General features: G+C 74.6%; 12 protein-coding genes. 5 read left to right on the top strand and 7 right to left on the bottom strand.

Features of this window, described 5'->3' with window-relative positions:
* Positions 1-2: 2 nt before the first annotated feature.
* The 3 genes from ACZ4VL_RS06535 to ACZ4VL_RS06525 form a co-directional block, all read right to left on the bottom strand.
* Entirely contained in the window at positions 3-1,415 is a 1,413-nt protein-coding gene (locus tag ACZ4VL_RS06535; protein ID WP_468196592.1) for a hypothetical protein, read from the bottom strand.
* Positions 1,412-2,212 (bottom strand): cupredoxin domain-containing protein, encoded by an 801-nt coding sequence (locus ACZ4VL_RS06530; protein WP_468196709.1) that lies wholly within the window; start codon positions 2,210-2,212, stop codon positions 1,412-1,414. Before ACZ4VL_RS06530 ends, ACZ4VL_RS06535 begins: the two co-directional genes overlap by 4 nt.
* Positions 2,213-2,647: 435 nt before the next feature.
* Positions 2,648-4,771 carry a right-handed parallel beta-helix repeat-containing protein gene (locus ACZ4VL_RS06525; RefSeq protein WP_468196590.1) on the bottom strand — a complete coding sequence of 708 codons (2,124 nt, stop codon included), beginning with the start codon at positions 4,769-4,771 and terminating at the stop codon, positions 2,648-2,650.
* Positions 4,772-4,918: 147 nt separating this feature from the next.
* Here ACZ4VL_RS06525 and hmgA point away from each other — a divergent pair, with 147 nt between their 5' ends.
* Both hmgA and ACZ4VL_RS06515 read left to right on the top strand, forming a co-directional pair.
* On the top strand, positions 4,919-6,232 hold the full coding sequence (hmgA, locus tag ACZ4VL_RS06520) for a homogentisate 1,2-dioxygenase (RefSeq protein WP_468196588.1): 1,314 nt from the start codon (positions 4,919-4,921) through the stop codon (positions 6,230-6,232).
* Between the two features lie 88 nt (positions 6,233-6,320).
* Entirely contained in the window at positions 6,321-7,070 is a 750-nt protein-coding gene (locus ACZ4VL_RS06515) for a GntR family transcriptional regulator (protein ID WP_468196586.1), read from the top strand.
* Between the two features lie 145 nt (positions 7,071-7,215).
* Here the strand turns inward: ACZ4VL_RS06515 and ACZ4VL_RS06510 are convergent, their stop codons facing one another.
* The gene (locus tag ACZ4VL_RS06510; protein WP_468196583.1) at positions 7,216-7,380 is read right to left on the bottom strand and encodes a hypothetical protein; all 165 of its coding nucleotides are present in this window, start codon (positions 7,378-7,380) and stop codon (positions 7,216-7,218) included.
* A 191-nt stretch (positions 7,381-7,571) separates the two neighbouring features.
* Here ACZ4VL_RS06510 and ACZ4VL_RS06505 point away from each other — a divergent pair, with 191 nt between their 5' ends.
* Positions 7,572-8,753: a type ISP restriction/modification enzyme gene (locus ACZ4VL_RS06505; protein WP_468196706.1), complete on the top strand. Its 1,182-nt coding sequence runs from the start codon at positions 7,572-7,574 to the stop codon at positions 8,751-8,753.
* Positions 8,754-8,840: 87 nt separating this feature from the next.
* On the opposite strand, the gene ACZ4VL_RS06500 is transcribed toward ACZ4VL_RS06505, so the two are convergent.
* Positions 8,841-9,569 (bottom strand): TetR/AcrR family transcriptional regulator C-terminal domain-containing protein, encoded by a 729-nt coding sequence (locus ACZ4VL_RS06500; protein ID WP_468196581.1) that lies wholly within the window; start codon positions 9,567-9,569, stop codon positions 8,841-8,843.
* A gap of 119 nt (positions 9,570-9,688) precedes the next feature.
* Here ACZ4VL_RS06500 and ACZ4VL_RS06495 point away from each other — a divergent pair, with 119 nt between their 5' ends.
* Positions 9,689-10,891 (top strand): CaiB/BaiF CoA transferase family protein, encoded by a 1,203-nt coding sequence (locus ACZ4VL_RS06495; RefSeq protein WP_468196579.1) that lies wholly within the window; start codon positions 9,689-9,691, stop codon positions 10,889-10,891.
* Positions 10,892-10,925: 34 nt separating this feature from the next.
* On the opposite strand, the gene ACZ4VL_RS06490 is transcribed toward ACZ4VL_RS06495, so the two are convergent.
* Positions 10,926-11,195, bottom strand: a complete 270-nt coding sequence (locus tag ACZ4VL_RS06490) for a hypothetical protein (protein WP_385422249.1) — start codon at positions 11,193-11,195, stop codon at positions 10,926-10,928.
* Positions 11,196-11,645: 450 nt separating this feature from the next.
* Here ACZ4VL_RS06490 and ACZ4VL_RS06485 point away from each other — a divergent pair, with 450 nt between their 5' ends.
* The gene (locus ACZ4VL_RS06485; protein ID WP_468196704.1) at positions 11,646-13,346 is read left to right on the top strand and encodes a serine/threonine-protein kinase; all 1,701 of its coding nucleotides are present in this window, start codon (positions 11,646-11,648) and stop codon (positions 13,344-13,346) included.
* Positions 13,347-13,371: 25 nt separating this feature from the next.
* On the opposite strand, the gene ACZ4VL_RS06480 is transcribed toward ACZ4VL_RS06485, so the two are convergent.
* Positions 13,372-14,181: an SGNH/GDSL hydrolase family protein gene (locus ACZ4VL_RS06480; protein ID WP_468196576.1), complete on the bottom strand. Its 810-nt coding sequence runs from the start codon at positions 14,179-14,181 to the stop codon at positions 13,372-13,374.
* Positions 14,182-14,231 lie beyond the last annotated feature (50 nt).

Here is a 14,231-nt window from a genome sequence, read left to right as displayed (position 1 = left end):
CATCAGTTCAGCAGGAGGCCGATGCCGCCCAGGGTGTAGGTGACCATCAGCGCGAGCATGGGGAGCTGTCCGGTCACGGCCCGGTGCGGCGGGAAGAGGCGTGCGGCCCGGTCGTGCGCGGCGACGACACCGAGGACGTGGCCGGTGACGACGGCGATCACTTGGAGGGCGGCGAGGGCGCCGGATCCCAAGGGGGGCAAGGGATCCGGGCCGTTGTCAGTGCCGAGTGCCATGCTTACCGTGCGTGGTCCTTCGGTTACGAGGAGGGAGAAGTAATGGGCGGTGAGATAGCCGAGCGCGATCGGCACGAGTGAGTGTGCGAAGGCTGTGAGGGGTCCGGGGTGCGGGCCGCTGACCAGGCGGGTGGCCGCCGCGCACAGGCAGTAGAGGGTGGCGACGAGGGCGATGGACGCGAGCAGTCCGAGGGTGGCCGTGGGGGTGCGGCCCAGGGGGGAGGTCTGGAGGGTGTCGATCCATGCGGGATGGTCGCTGAAGCCGTCGTAGGCGGTGGAGCCGAGCAGGACGCAGACGGTGGCGACGAGTCCGGGCCGCTCGGGCGTCGCGTCGAGTCCGTGGAAGGGGTTGCGGAGCACGAGACGGCCGTCGCTGCGGCGGCCGAGGGGGGAGAGCCGGGCCAGGAGGGCGGAGTACGCCTCGAAGGCGTCCCCGTTGTCGAACCAGCGCTCGCCGAAGCGGGCGGCGAGCGCCAGGTGGGCGCCGGTGTAGACGGCGAGGGCGATCAGGAGGGTGGCGGTGGATGCGGGATCGGGTGCGGCGAGTTCGAGCCAGGTGAAGCCGAACAGTCCGGCGGCGGCGGGCCATTGGCCGAACCGGGCGGGAAGGGGGGCGGGCCGGTGCGGGGCCGGTCGCAGGCGGCGCAGCGGGCGGTGCAGGAGGCGGTGCAGGGTGCGCAGCGGGTTGAGGAGGCGCCAGACGGGGCCGAGGACGAGGGAGGTGGGTACGAGGCCGACCCAGAAGAGGACGTAGACGGCACCGGGGCCGGGATTGCGGTCGGGGTCGTCGGGAGCGAGGAGGAGGGAGGCGAGCAGGGCCAGGAAGGCGGCGAGGCCGAGCCCGCGGAGGGCGCCGCGGGTCGCGGGCGCGTCGGCGATCCGTTGGAGGCCGGCCGGCAGGGCGAGGCCGGACCGGTCACCACGGAAGCGGGAGGACGACCACAGGAGACCGAGGGCGAGGAAGGAGACGAAGAGTGCGGTGAAGGCACCGGCGAACGCGTAGAAGGGAGAGATCGGGAGATCGTGCTGGGAGCCGATGCCGTGCGCGAGCGCGGTGAGCGGGTCCCCGGCGGCCGGGTCCAGGACCACGCCCCGGCCGCCGGGCCCGCCTCCGGGCCCACCTCCGGGCCCGCCCCCGGGTCCGCCGACGGACTGCGCGTACGGGGGCGGGAACGGGGTCATCGGACGAGGAGCTGGGTCAGCACGAGGCGGGACTCGTGGGTCTCGACCTCGAACAGGCCCGTGCGGTCGGCCGTCAGCACCAGGGTGGCCTCCTGGCCTGCCGGCAGGGCGAGTTCCTTGTCGTAGCCGTGGACGTGCAGGGTGTCCGCGCGGTCACTGGTGACGCGCAGGGCGACGCTCTCGCCGCGCTTGAGCTCGGTGCGGCCGGGGGCGGGGACGACCCTGCCGTCCCGGACGGTGATGGTGACCGTACGGTCCGCCTGCGCGGGGGCGGATGCGGGCGGGGACCCCGGCGGGGGTGCCGCATGGCTGTGGCCGCCGGACGCACCCGGGGCGGCGGCGGAGAGCTGCGCGGTGCCCTCGACCGGTTTCCCGGCGACCGCCCAGGCGGTGTGGTCGTCCGCGTAGAGGCGGACGGTCAGGGTGTGCGGGCCCTCGGGCACCTGTGCCGCGGGCAGGTGGTACCAGGGACCGTAGAGGCGGGCCAGCTTGCGGCCGTCGAGCTCCAGGTGGGCGTGGCCGGCGCCCGGGAGGGCGGCGCCGCCGGCGCTCTCGGGGGTGAAGCGGAAGTTCTCCACCGCCAGTTGGAGGTTCCAGCCGTCCTCGGAGTCGGGGTGGACGGTGACCCGCACCTCGGGCGCGCCTGCGGTGGGGACCTCGCGCAGGCGGTGGCCGGTGCCGTCGACGGCGTCGAGGAGCGTTCCGGTGCTGCCGGTGGCCTGCTCGTGGCTGGTGCCGGGCCTGTGGTGGGTCGTGGCTCGGCCGCCGCACCCCACCACGGCGCCGCCGAGCACCATCCCGACGGCAAGCACCGCCACCGCCCGCCGCCACGCCGTCCCGCCGGCGCGCAACGCCGACCCCCGACGCGGGCCGGCCCCGCCGCCGGGCCGGTAGGGGGGACGCTCGGTGCCGGGGAGCGGGCCGTTGGCCGTGGGGGGAAGGGTGTTGTCGGGGTGCCCGGCGGGGGCTGTGGGGTGGGCGGTCACTGCGGTCTCCAGGGGTCGGGGCCTTCGGGCGGGCCGGCGGGTCGCGGCTCCCCCGTGGGGCCGCGGGGCCGTGCTGCCCCGCGGGACGGCACTTCCCCGCGGGCTGGGTCCTCGTGAGCTGCGGGCCCTTGGGGCTGCGGGTCCTTGGGTCCCCGTGACCTGCGGGTACCCGTGAGCTGCGGGTCCTTGGGGGCTGCGGGTGCTCGTCCTCGTGGTCGGCGCATCGCGGGGGGGGCGCCGGTGGAGTCAGGCGGAAACGGGTACGGGGCGGCGGGGGGCGGAGGCGGCAGCGGCCCAGAGGGTCCAGACGACGGCCACCAGGGCGCGGGCCCAGGCCGGGCCGATCGGGATCCAGGGGATCATCAGGACGGCCTTGTCGAAGGCGTCGAGCAGGGTGAGCGCCGCCAGGAGCAGGGTGAGCCGGGCCAGCCAGGGGCGGTCGGCGTGCAGGGCGAGGCCGGCGCCCGCCCACCACAGGCCCAGCAGGAGCAGGGCCAGGGCCGGGACGGCGGTGGGGGTGAGCGGCAGCGTGGAGCCGGCCACGTCCAGGGCCAGCCCGGCCAGGCCGAGCAGGGACGCGGCCGTGCCCAGGCGGGAGTGCCTTAGGCGGCGCCACCACAGCACTCCGCCGACCAGCAGGAGCACGGCCGCCGTGGCCAGCGCGATCTGGGTCTCCACCCGGGCCGGGCCGCGCGCCCCGTACCAGTCGCAGCCGGCCGGGAGCCTGCGGGCCTGCACGTTGTAGTCGGCGCAGACGAGCAGTTGGGCGAGTTTCACCGGCTCGCCGACCAGACGGGCCGATCCGCCGGACACCGCACCCCGGCGCTCCCCGCACCGCGGGAGCGTGCCCGGGCTGGAGCCCTCCGGGCCGGGCTGCCAGCAGTTGCCGCGGCCCTGGCCGTCCCACCACACGTCCATGCCGTTGGGACGGACGGCGCCGGACCTGTCCCTGCCGAGGACGTTCCCGGCGTACCGGTTGTGGTGCGAGGTGTCGGTCTGCTTGGACCACTCCTCCTCGCCCCGGATGAACGCGGGCACGGCCGACAGGAAGAAGCCCGCGCGGCGGTGCCCGTACACCCAGTTCTGCTCGTAGACGTTCCAGTTGCCGCCCGCGGTGATGATGCCGGTGCCCGGCGGCATGGAGATCTGCGGGCAGACCACGCCCTGCTCGTAGCCGCGTTCGACGGGCGGCTTGGCGCAGGTGCCGTCGGCGACGTACCGGTAGTAGTCCTGGTTGTTGTCGTGGATCAGGTTCCGCTCGAACTTGGCGTGGTTCTGCGGGAGTCCGGGGTGCCCGGGGAAGGCGCTGTCCATCGAGGCGCCGCCCATGTTCTGGTCGAACTCGTTGTCGTGCACCCACACCGAGTCCCCGGCGGTGCCGGAGTAGCCGACCATGTTGTGGTGGCTGCGGCAGCCGGTGATCTCGATCGAGTAGCGGGGGACGTCGTAGCCGCGGCCGTCGTTGATGTCGGAGGCGCTGCCCGGGTAGATGCCGGAGTCGCCGTTCCCGTACGACTCGCAGTTCTTGTACAGGCCGTGGTCGCTGGCGAAGGTCAGGAAGCCGTACTCGTCGTTCCAGCGGGTCAGTACGTCGTCGATGACGAACCCGTCGGCGGCGAGGACGTACAGGGAGTTGAAGGTGGTGCGCTGGGCGGTGAAGTTGCGGAAGTAGACGCCGTCGGACTTGTCGGCGCGGATGGCGTTCAGCTTCTGGTACTTCGCGTCGACGACCACGTCGAGACGGGTCGCGCCGGTGCCCTCGATCTGCAGGCCCTTCTTGCCGAGGACGGCGACGAGGTTCTGGTTGTGCGGACAGCGCGCCTGCTGCTCGTAGGACAGGATCTGGTAGCCGAGCGCGGAGGAGGGGGCCTCCAGGGCGGCGCACTCCCCCGTCGGCTGCGGCAGTGACGGCTCCTCCTCGTACAGGCCGGGGAGGATCGCGATGTTCATGCCGGGGCGGTCCACGGCGTCGACGGCTTCCTGGAGGTGCCGGTAGCCGCTCTTCTCGCACCGCTCGTACAGGGCCAGGTTGCGCTGGCGCAGGGTTTCGGGGAACGCGGCGATCCGGCGTTCGAAGGCGGGCCGGTCGGTCTTGCAGACGAGCAGGTCGGGCTCGGTCGCGCGGTACTGCGGCACGGTTCCGGAGCCGTCGGGGAGGGTCACGGGGCGCTCTTCGTGCGCGCGGGCGGCGGGTGCGGCCGCGAGGAGCGCCAGGAAGGCGAGGAGCAGGGCGAGGGCGGCGGTGAGCAGGGCGCTGGAACGAGCCTTGAGGGTGGCGGAGAGCGGGACGGAGAGCGGGACGGAGAGGGGGGCGGTGAGGGGCGCCGCCGGCACGGCAGGGGACCTGCGGGTCCACGGGGTCCACGACATGCGCGCGAGAGTAGAGCAATGTTCATGTTTTGTGAGCCCCCGCGGCACGCCCAATCCGTACGCGGCCCGCCGCAGAGCGCCATTGACGCACACGGGCACGGAATCCTACTGTCAGGCATAGGATTCCTTCGACAGAGTGGAAGAGCCATGAGCGAGCAGGCCAGGAAGACGGCCGAGGCCCTGGAGTACCTCACCGGTTTCGGCAACGAGCACAGCTCGGAGGCCGTCCCGGGCGCCCTCCCCGCAGGCCGCAACTCGCCCCAGCGCGCCCCCCTCGGCCTGTACGCGGAGCAGCTCAGCGGCAGCGCCTTCACCGAGCCGCGCAAGCACAACCGCCGCTCGTGGCTGTACCGGATCCGCCCCTCGGCCGCGCACCCGCCGTTCACCCGGATCGACAACGGCGCCCTGCGCTCCGCCCCCTTCACCGAGTCCCCGGCCGACCCCAACCGCCTGCGCTGGAACCCGACGCCCGACCCGGCCCCGGGCACCGACTTCCTCTCCGGCCTGTGGACGCTGGGCGGCAACGGCGACGCCACGCAGCGCTCCGGCATGGCGATCCACCTCTACTCCGCCAACGCCGACATGACGGACCGGGTGTTCAGCGACTCAGACGGCGAGCTGCTGATCGTCCCGGAGCGCGGCGGCCTGCTGCTGCGCACCGAGCTCGGCCTGCTCGCCGCGAAGCCGGGCGAGGTGGCCCTGATCCCGCGCGGCGTCCGCTTCCGCGTCGAGCTGCTCGACGACACCGCCCGCGGGTACGTCTGCGAGAACTACGGCCGCCCCTTCGAGCTGCCGGACCTGGGCCCGATCGGCGCCAACGGCCTCGCGGCCGCCCGGGACTTCCGGGCGCCGGTGGCGGCGTACGAGGACGAGGACCGCCCGACCGAGGTGGTGAACAAGTTCTGCGGCAACCTGTGGTCCGCGACGTACGACCACTCGCCGCTGGACGTGGTCGCCTGGTACGGCACGCACACCCCGTACGTCTACGACATGCGCCGCTTCAACGTCCTGGGCTCCATCAGCTACGACCACCCGGACCCGTCGATCTTCACGGTGCTGACCTCGCCCTCCGACACGCCCGGGCTGGCGGGCGTGGACTTCGTGGTCTTCGCGCCGCGCTGGCTGGTCGGCGAGGACACCTTCCGCCCGCCGTACTTCCACCGCAACGTGATGAGCGAGTACATGGGCCTGATCGAGGGCGCCTACGACGCCAAGGCGGAGGGCTTCGTCCCCGGTGGCGGCTCCCTGCACAACATGATGTCGGCGCACGGCCCGGACCGGGACACCTTCGACAAGGCCAGCGCCGCCGAGCTGAAGCCGCAGAAGATCGACGACGGTCTGGCCTTCATGTTCGAGACCCGTTGGCCGATCGCCGTCACCGCCCAGGCGGCCGGCGCCGGGCACCTGCAGCCCGCGTACGACGACGTATGGCAGGGGCTGGAGCGCCACTTCCGCGCCTAAGATGCCCCCCGGCCCCTCCCTCCCCCGGCCCGCCGCCTCGGAACGGGAGGGGCCGACACCCGACACCCCGTCCGTACGGAGAACGACCGTGACCGCCTTCGCTCCCGATTCTCTGGTGCTCAACCGGAAGCTGCCGCTCTGGTACCAGGTGTCACAGTCGCTGCGCGCCTCGATACTGGGCCGCGCCCCGGACGCCTCGCTGCGCCTGCCCACGGAGGAGCAGCTCGCCGAGCACTACGGGGTGAGCGTGCTGACGATGCGCCAGGCGCTGAAGGAGCTGGAGGGCGAGGGGCTGATCAGCCGGCACCGGCGGCGCGGCACCTTCATCGAACCGGGCGCGCGGCGCGGGGCCCCGGTGCGGCTGCTGGGCTCGGTCGACACGATCGTGGCGCAGCAGTCGGGCGACCGCACGACGGTCCTCGGCCGCGAGCGGACCCCGGTGTCCGGGGAGCTGCTGGAGCACTTCCCGGACACGGCGGAGGTGGTCACGTACCGGCGGCTGCGGCACGACGGCGAGAGCGGCGAGCCGACGAACTGGGCGGAGAACGCCGTCCGCGCCGAGATCGCGGACCTGGTGGACCTGGCGGACCTGGCGCGCTGGCCGATGACGAAGGTGCTGCGCGATGTCGTCGGGGTGCGGATCAGCCGGATCACGGACACGGTGGAGGCGCGGCTCGCCGACCCGGAGACGGCCGAGCTGCTCGACGTGCCGCTGCTGAGCCCGATCCTGCACTACACGGGCGTGACCTACGACGAGGACGGCCGCGTCGTGGACGTGGCGCGGATCCGGTACCGGGGGGACCGCTTCTCGTTCACGGTGACCGTCGAGGCCCACTGAGGCGACGCCCGCCGAGTCGAGGCCCAGCGAGCGGGCGGCCGGGGCCCACGGTCGGGCCCGACCCGACCGGACCCGACCGGACCGGACCCGACCGGGCTCGACCCGGCCTGGCCGACCGGTCCTGACACGCCCCGGAGCCGGGGCGCTACTTCCTGTCGTCCTCCGCGCTGCGCTCGCCCTCCGCCTGGGACGGGGTGGTGCGCATCGTGTCCGGGTGGTGGTGGGCCACGCGCTCCTTCTCGTCCATGTCCTCGTCGAGGCGCTCGCCCTCGGCCTGCGACGGAGTCGAGTATTCGTCGTACTGACTCATGGCCACTCCCCGCATCCGCAGTTCCGCACGCTCCGCATGTCTCGGAGTTTCCGCAGATTCCGTACATGCACATCCCGTACATAAGGAGCGTAACGCTTCGGTCTGCGCACAGCTCTGCGGGCCGCCGGCCCCTGCGGCGCCTCGCTACCATCTGCCGGGTGAGCGAAGACGTACCACTGCTGGACGATCTGATGCCCTGGGCCGTGAGCGGCCCGCGCCTCGGCCGCACCTGGGTCGCGGCCCCCGATCCGGATGCCCTGCGGACCCGCTGGGCGGTCCTGGCCGGGGCCGAAGGAGCCGAGCGGGAGCGGCTGTTCCGCCCGACCCGGCTGCGGTCGCCCGCCGTCGGTGCGGCCGCCCTGCCCGGCCAGCGCTCCGCCTCCACGGCCGGCTTCGCCGATGCGCCCGGCCCCTGCCCGGATCCGGTGCGGGTGCTGCACGCCCCCTTCGACGAGCAGTGGCTCCTGCCCGACCAACGGCTCATCGACGCCTCCCGGCCGCAGCTGTGGCGGGTCCTGGACGAGCACCAGCTCTTCCTCGTCGAGGCACCCGCCACCGGCCCGGAAGGCCCGCTGGTCACCCGGCACCTCCCGACGGTCCGGCCGGCCGGCGTCCGCCCGCTGCACCGCCGCCCCGGCGGCGCCGAGCCGAACCTGGCGCCCGGCCTGCCGGAACTGCTGGGCGAGCGCTACGGCGGCCCGGTCACCCCGCAGGACGTGCTGTGCTGGGTCCTCGCGGCGGGCCGGCCGGGCCCGCGCGGCCACGAGGTGCCCCTCACCGCCGACCCGGAGCGCTGGCGCGCCGGGCTGGACCTCGGCCGGCGGCTGCTCGCGGTACAGGTGCGCGGGGTGGGCGGCGGCGAGCCGCCCCGGCTGCCGGGCGGACGCCGGCCGTACGTGCGCTCGGCGATCCGGGGCTGGCCCGACGGGCTCGACTGGGACCCGGGGACCGGGACGCTGACCCTCGGCTCCGGGACCGTGTCCCCGGTGCCGCGGGCCGCCTGGGAGTACGAGCTGCCGGGCGCGCCCGCCGGGGCCGCCGGGGCCGGCGGAGCGGCAGCGGGCACGCGGGTGCTGCCGGCCTGGTTCGCCGCCCGCTGCGCCCACCGGGACCCCGCAGCCGAGGGGCTGGACGCGCTAGGCCCGGCAGAGTGGCCGCAGGCCTGGACCTCGGAGCTGCTGGCACTGGTGACCACGCTGGCACTGCTGGCCGATCTGCGGCCGGAGCGGGAGGCGTTCACACCGGGGCCGCCGCTGTCCCGCGCCGACCTGGTGGCGGCGGGGGTGCTGCCGCCGCCGCGGTGGGCCCGGCGGCCGGCCTCCGTACTGGACCACCAGGAGGAGGGCCCGGGCGGGCAGTTCGCACTGCTCTGACCGGAGCCGCACCCGGAGCCGGGCCCGGGGCCCGGGGCCCGGAGCGGGAACCCGGAGCCGGACCCCCGATCCCCCGCGCCGCCCGCCCTACGCGGTGTCCCAGCCGCCCAGCAGCCGGTCCATCGAGCGGTCGAACACCGCGCCCATGTCCGCGGTCGCCTCCGCCACCGGGTAGGCGTCCGCCAGCGCGGCCCCCAGCAGCGGGTACCGCCCGGTCCCGAGCGCCGAGGCCAACCAGGCCGTGCGCACCGCCGTCTCCTCGGCCTCGCTCCAGGGCAGCGCGCGGGCCCGCTCGGCCATGGCGAGCTCCCCCGCCACGAACGTCGCCACCGAGCCGTTGACCGACGCGACGAGCTCCAGCTTCTCGGCGCCCGACAGCTCCAGCGGGGCCAGGCAGGCCAGGCTGTGCTCCAGGTAGCGCAGGGCGTTCGGGCTGAACCCGTAGACCGGGGTCAGCAGCCGCGGCAGCCAGGGGTGGCGGTGCATCAGCTGCCGGGTCTGACGGGCCAGGGCCAACAGGTCGGCCCGCCAGTCGCCGGTGGGCGCGGTGACCTCGTACTGCCCGCTGACCGCGTCGACCATCAGCTCGTACAGGTCCTCCTTGCGCGGCACGTAGTTGTAGAGGGACATCGTCCCGGCGCCGACGCCCGCGGCCACGCGCCGCATGGAGACGGCGTCGATCCCCTCCGCGTCGGCGATCCGCACCGCCTCGGCCGCGATCGACTCGCGGGTGTGCGCGGGGCGGGGTCCGCGGCCGGCGCGCTGCGGGCGGGTCCAGATCACTTCGGGCTCAGCGGGGCGCCCGCTGGGTGTCATCGCTCATCACCTCGCCACCATCCTAGGTTCGTACGTCGTACGCAGTGACGGGGCCCGCAGCAGGACGTTCCCCGGTGGGGGGTGACAGGAGCCGCCCCCACCCCGTAGACATCGACGTCATGGAACACTCGCCCGAACCCCTGCCGCTGGACGGGATCACGGTCGTCGCCGTCGAGCAGGCCGTCTCCGCGCCCTTCGCCACCCGCCAGCTCGCCGATCTCGGCGCCCGGGTGATCAAGGTGGAGCGCCCCGACGGCGGCGACTTCGCCCGCGCCTACGACACGGCCGCACACGGCCTGGCCTCGCACTTCGTCTGGGCCAACCGCGGCAAGGAGTCGATCGCGCTGGACCTGAAGGACCCGCGCGGCCTGGAGGTCCTGCACGGACTGCTCGACGGGGCCGACGTGTTCGTCCAGAACCTGGCGCAGGGTGCGGCGGCCCGGCTCGGGCTGGACTCGGCCGCGCTGTGCACGCGGTACCCGCGGTTGGTCGCGGTGGACGTCTCCGGGTACGGCGCCGACGGCCCGTACGCCCACAAGCGCGCCTACGACATGCTCGTGCAGTGCGAGGCGGGGCTGGTCTCGGTGACGGGCCCCCCGGAGCAGCCCGTCAAGGCGGGCATCCCGGCCGCGGACATCGCGGCGGCCATGTACGCCTTCTCGGGGGTCCTCGCGGCGCTGGTGCGGCGCGGGGTCACCGGGCGCGGGGGCCGGGTGGAGGTGTCCATGCTCGACGCGCTCGCCGAGTGGATGGGACATCCCCTGCACCACACGATGCACGGTGGTCGGCAGCCGGCCCGGACGGGGCTTGCGCATGCGGTGATCGCCCCGTACGACGCGTACGCGACGGCGGACGGCGACCGGGTGCTGCTGTCGGTGCAGAACGACCGGGAGTGGCGCCGGCTCGCCGAACAGGTGCTCCGGCGGCCCGAACTGGCGGAGGATCCGGCGTTCGCGACGAACGCGGCGCGCACCCGCGGGCGCAAGGAGACGGATGCCGTGGTGGCTCGGGCGCTGTCCCGGCTGGACGCCGACGAGGCGATCGGGCGGCTGGAGGCGGCGGGCATCGCCTGCGCCCGACTGAACTCGGTGGCGCAGCTCGCGGAGCACCCGCAGCTGACGGCACGGGACCGCTGGCGGAAGGTGGACTCGCCGGCCGGCCCGCTACGGGCCCTGCTGCCGCCCATCGGACTGCCGGGAGGCGCGGCACCGCACATGGGTGCGGTGCCCGCGCTCGGCGAACACACCGAGGCCCTGCTGCGCGCCCTGGGGATGTCGGGCGCGCAGATCACGACACTGCGCCGGGATGGAGTGATTGCGTAGGGCGGGGCGGAACTTCTCGGGGTCGGGGACAGTTCTACGAGCGGCGGCTGCCGAAGAGCGAGCGGCGCAGGCGGCGCAGCGGCGCGAAGAGCGAGACGCGCGCGCTCCGGCTGCGCAGCCGGTGCGTGTGGTCGCGAGCGGTGAGCTCGCGCATCAGCAGGGTCGCCTCGGCGACTTCGCGGTGGGGGACGGCAGGTCCGCCCAGCACGGCGAGGTGGCGGTCGAGGCGCGAACTGGTCGCGCTGCTGCCGCACGTGATGGCAGGCACGCGGGGCGGCCTGCTGCGCATTGCTATCTGTTCCATCTTTCTCTCCCCACCCGTACGAAGGCACCCGGCCCGGGCAGGTTAACCCTATCGCCCCCGTGATGCCCGCGGGTATCCCGGTGGTGTGAATTACCCCTATGCGTCGGGGAGTTGACGATTACTCAGCGGAGTCGACGGTTACTCTCCGCAAGGTCGGGGCGGTCCGGATGTCACGGAGGGCGATTCCCGCCTGCGCGGTAGGGGCCAGGCGACCGACACTGCGGTAACGTGGAGTGACCACCCGATGACGCATCGCCGCCATACCGACGCAGGGGGTGCGCGGATGCATTGGACGCACAGGGGGCGCGCGTGACGGACGACCGGGGTGGCACGGAGGGCCCGGAGCACACAGAGGCCGCAGAGGGCACGGAGAGGACGGAGAGCACGGAGGACGAGCCGGGCGCGGCCGCGGGCTCGCGCCCGGGCCGGGTCGTCGCGGGCCGGTACCGGCTGCTCGGCCTGCTGGGCCGGGGCGGCATGGGCGTCGTGTGGCGGGCCCGGGACGAGGTCCTGGCGCGCGAGGTGGCCGTCAAGGAGGTACGGGCGCCGGCGGGGCTGGACGGGGCCGAGGTCGGACGGCTGTACCGGCGGCTCGAACGGGAGGCCTGGGCGGCGGCCCGGGTCTCGCACCGCGGGGTCGTCACCATCTACGACGTGGTCACCGAGGAGGGCCGCCCGTGGATCGTCATGGAGCTGGTCCGCGGGCTCTCGCTGGCCGAGGTGCTGGAGGCGGACGGGCCGCTGACCCCGCAGCGCACCGCACACCTCGGGGAGCAGGTCCTGGCCGCGCTGCGGGCCGCGCACGGGGTGGGGGTGCTGCACCGGGACGTCAAGCCCGCCAACGTGCTGCTGGCCAATGACGGCCGGGTGGTGCTGAGCGACTTCGGGATCGCCCGCCTGGAGGGCACCGCGGCGATCACGAGGACGGGCGAGGTGGTGGGCTCGCCCGAGTTCCTCGCCCCCGAGCGGGCGTTGGGGCGCGAGCCGGGCCCCGCCTCGGACCTGTGGTCGCTGGGCGTGCTGCTGTACGCGTCCGTCGAGGGCGTCTCGCCGTTCCGCCGGGACACCCCGCTGTCCACGCTGCAGGCCGCGGTCGACGGGGAGTTGCCGCCGGCGCGCCGGGCCGGGCCGCTGGCGCCCGTACTGGAGGGACTGCTGCGCAAGGACCCGGACGAGCGGCTGCCGGCGGCGGAGGCGGCCCGGATGCTGCGGGTCGTCGGCGCGGGCGGGACCGTACGGGACCCGGGCGGGCCGCGGTCCGGTACGGGGGCGGAGACCGGGGCGGGGGCGACGCCGCCGCTGCCGATGCCCGCGCCGGCCGCCACCGTACCGGCCGTCCCCGCGCCGGACCCCGGCTCCGGGTACGGCCCGGAGTACGCCTCCGGATACGGCCCCGAGCACGGCTCCGGGCGCCCGGGGCGGGCCGGGGCGGTACTGACCGTCGGGATCGCGGTGCTGCTGCTGGCGGTGGTGGCCCTGGGCTGGCTGCTGCTGCGGGACCGTCCGGCCGGGGACGGCTCCGGTTCGGGCGGCGGTCCGGCCGCCACGGGCGGTGGCGCCTCGTCGGGGTCGTCGGGCCCCTCCGGTACGGCGGGCTCCGCGGCCCCGGGTCCGGCCCCGGACCCGGCCTCCGCATCGGCGTCCACGTCCGCCTCCGCATCCGTGTCCGCTTCCGGCTCCGACTCCGGCTCCGGCTCGGCTTCGGTGTCGCCGTCGGCCGCACCTTCGCCGCGGGTCGTGGTCTCCGTCCGTGCCGTGCGCGGGGAGTACCGCGGGACCTGCCCGCCGGCCGCCTCGCGGGCACCGGCCTTCACCGCCACCGTCGAGGTCGAGCCGCGTCCGGCCGTGCTGGAGTACCGGTGGGTGACGCGGAGCGGAACCCCCGCCGGCCCCGGCTGGCAGTCCGTCACGTACGCCGCGGACGGGCCGGCGAGCCGGCAGCTGGAGCACACCGCGCTCGGGTACCGCGCGGACGGGACCCTCGACGACGCGGTCCGCCTGGAGGTGCGGGGGCCGGTGCCGGTGCTCTCGGAGTGGGTGGGGTTCTCGGTGACGTGCGAGGAGGCGGCCCCGACGGGCGGGGCCCCCTCCCCCGGTGCGAGCGGGTCGCCGGGTCCGGCTGCGTCACCGGACCCGGCACCCGCGCCCTGAGGCCTGCCCCCCGGGGGCAGGCGGGTCAGGCCTTGCTGCGGAAGACGGGCAGGTAGCCGCCGGACTGGCCGGCCGCGGTCGGGTGGTACGACTCGACGATGTTGAGCCAGTTGACGCTGTGCAGCCACGGGTCGCCGGAGCAGATCTCGTGGCCGGTGAAGGCACCGGCGACCGAGGCGAAGGTGAAGCCGTGGGCGGTGGCGCGCTTGCTGATCGCGGCGTTCAGGTGGTCCGCCGCGCCGTTGATGGCCGAGCGCTCGCCTTCGGTGAGGCCGGCGACGCAGGTGCCGTTCAGCTTGTAGAAGCGGGGGTAGCCGAGGACGACGACGCGGGCGGAGGGCGCCCGGCCGCGGATGGCGCCGTAGACCTGGTCGAGCTGGCCGGGCAGGGTGGCGTCGACGTACGCCTTGGCCTGGTTGATGCGGTTGACACAGGTGGACTCGGACTGGAGCACACAGGTCGTCATGACGTCGGCGAAGCCGGCGTCATTGCCGCCGATGGTGATGCTGACCAGGTCGGTGCCGGAGTTCAGTGGGCCGAGCTGACCGGAGAGGACGTCGCCCGTGCGGGCGCCGGAGCAGGCGGTGAAGGCGAAGGACTGCGGGGAGTTGGCGGCGGCCCACAGGGCCGGGTAGGCGCGGTTGGTCCGCTTGCATGCGCCGCTGGAGCTGTCGTAGTTGCCGGCGCCGACGCCGGAGGAGTACGAGTCGCCGAGGGCGACGTAGCCGAAGTCGGCGGTGGCGCCGGCTTGGCCGGCGCCGAACAGGACGGCGCCCGCGGCGAGTAACAGGGAGGAGGTCCAGGCGGCGAGGCGTGGCAGGCGTCCCAAGGGCATGGTGCGGCTCCTCAAGGGGTGTGGGGGGGTACTCAGGAGTCGGGGTTACT

Source organism: Streptomyces sp. NPDC029014, from assembly GCF_055564695.1.
Note: the sequence above shows the minus strand (reverse complement) of the source record. Positions and strands in the feature narration are given on the sequence as shown.

Coding starts and splice junctions, on each gene's coding strand:
- ACZ4VL_RS06535 (WP_468196592.1), bottom strand. CDS start 1,415: ATGACCCCGTTCCCGCCCCCGTACGCGCAGTCCGTCGGCGGACCCGGG.
- ACZ4VL_RS06530 (WP_468196709.1), bottom strand. CDS start 2,212: ATGGTGCTCGGCGGCGCCGTGGTGGGGTGCGGCGGCCGAGCCACGACC.
- ACZ4VL_RS06525 (WP_468196590.1), bottom strand. CDS start 4,771: ATGTCGTGGACCCCGTGGACCCGCAGGTCCCCTGCCGTGCCGGCGGCG.
- hmgA (WP_468196588.1), top strand. CDS start 4,919: ATGAGCGAGCAGGCCAGGAAGACGGCCGAGGCCCTGGAGTACCTCACC.
- ACZ4VL_RS06510 (WP_468196583.1), bottom strand. CDS start 7,380: ATGAGTCAGTACGACGAATACTCGACTCCGTCGCAGGCCGAGGGCGAG.
- ACZ4VL_RS06505 (WP_468196706.1), top strand. CDS start 7,572: ATGCCCTGGGCCGTGAGCGGCCCGCGCCTCGGCCGCACCTGGGTCGCG.
- ACZ4VL_RS06500 (WP_468196581.1), bottom strand. CDS start 9,569: ATGACACCCAGCGGGCGCCCCGCTGAGCCCGAAGTGATCTGGACCCGC.
- ACZ4VL_RS06495 (WP_468196579.1), top strand. CDS start 9,689: ATGGAACACTCGCCCGAACCCCTGCCGCTGGACGGGATCACGGTCGTC.
- ACZ4VL_RS06490 (WP_385422249.1), bottom strand. CDS start 11,195: ATGGAACAGATAGCAATGCGCAGCAGGCCGCCCCGCGTGCCTGCCATC.
- ACZ4VL_RS06480 (WP_468196576.1), bottom strand. CDS start 14,181: ATGCCCTTGGGACGCCTGCCACGCCTCGCCGCCTGGACCTCCTCCCTG.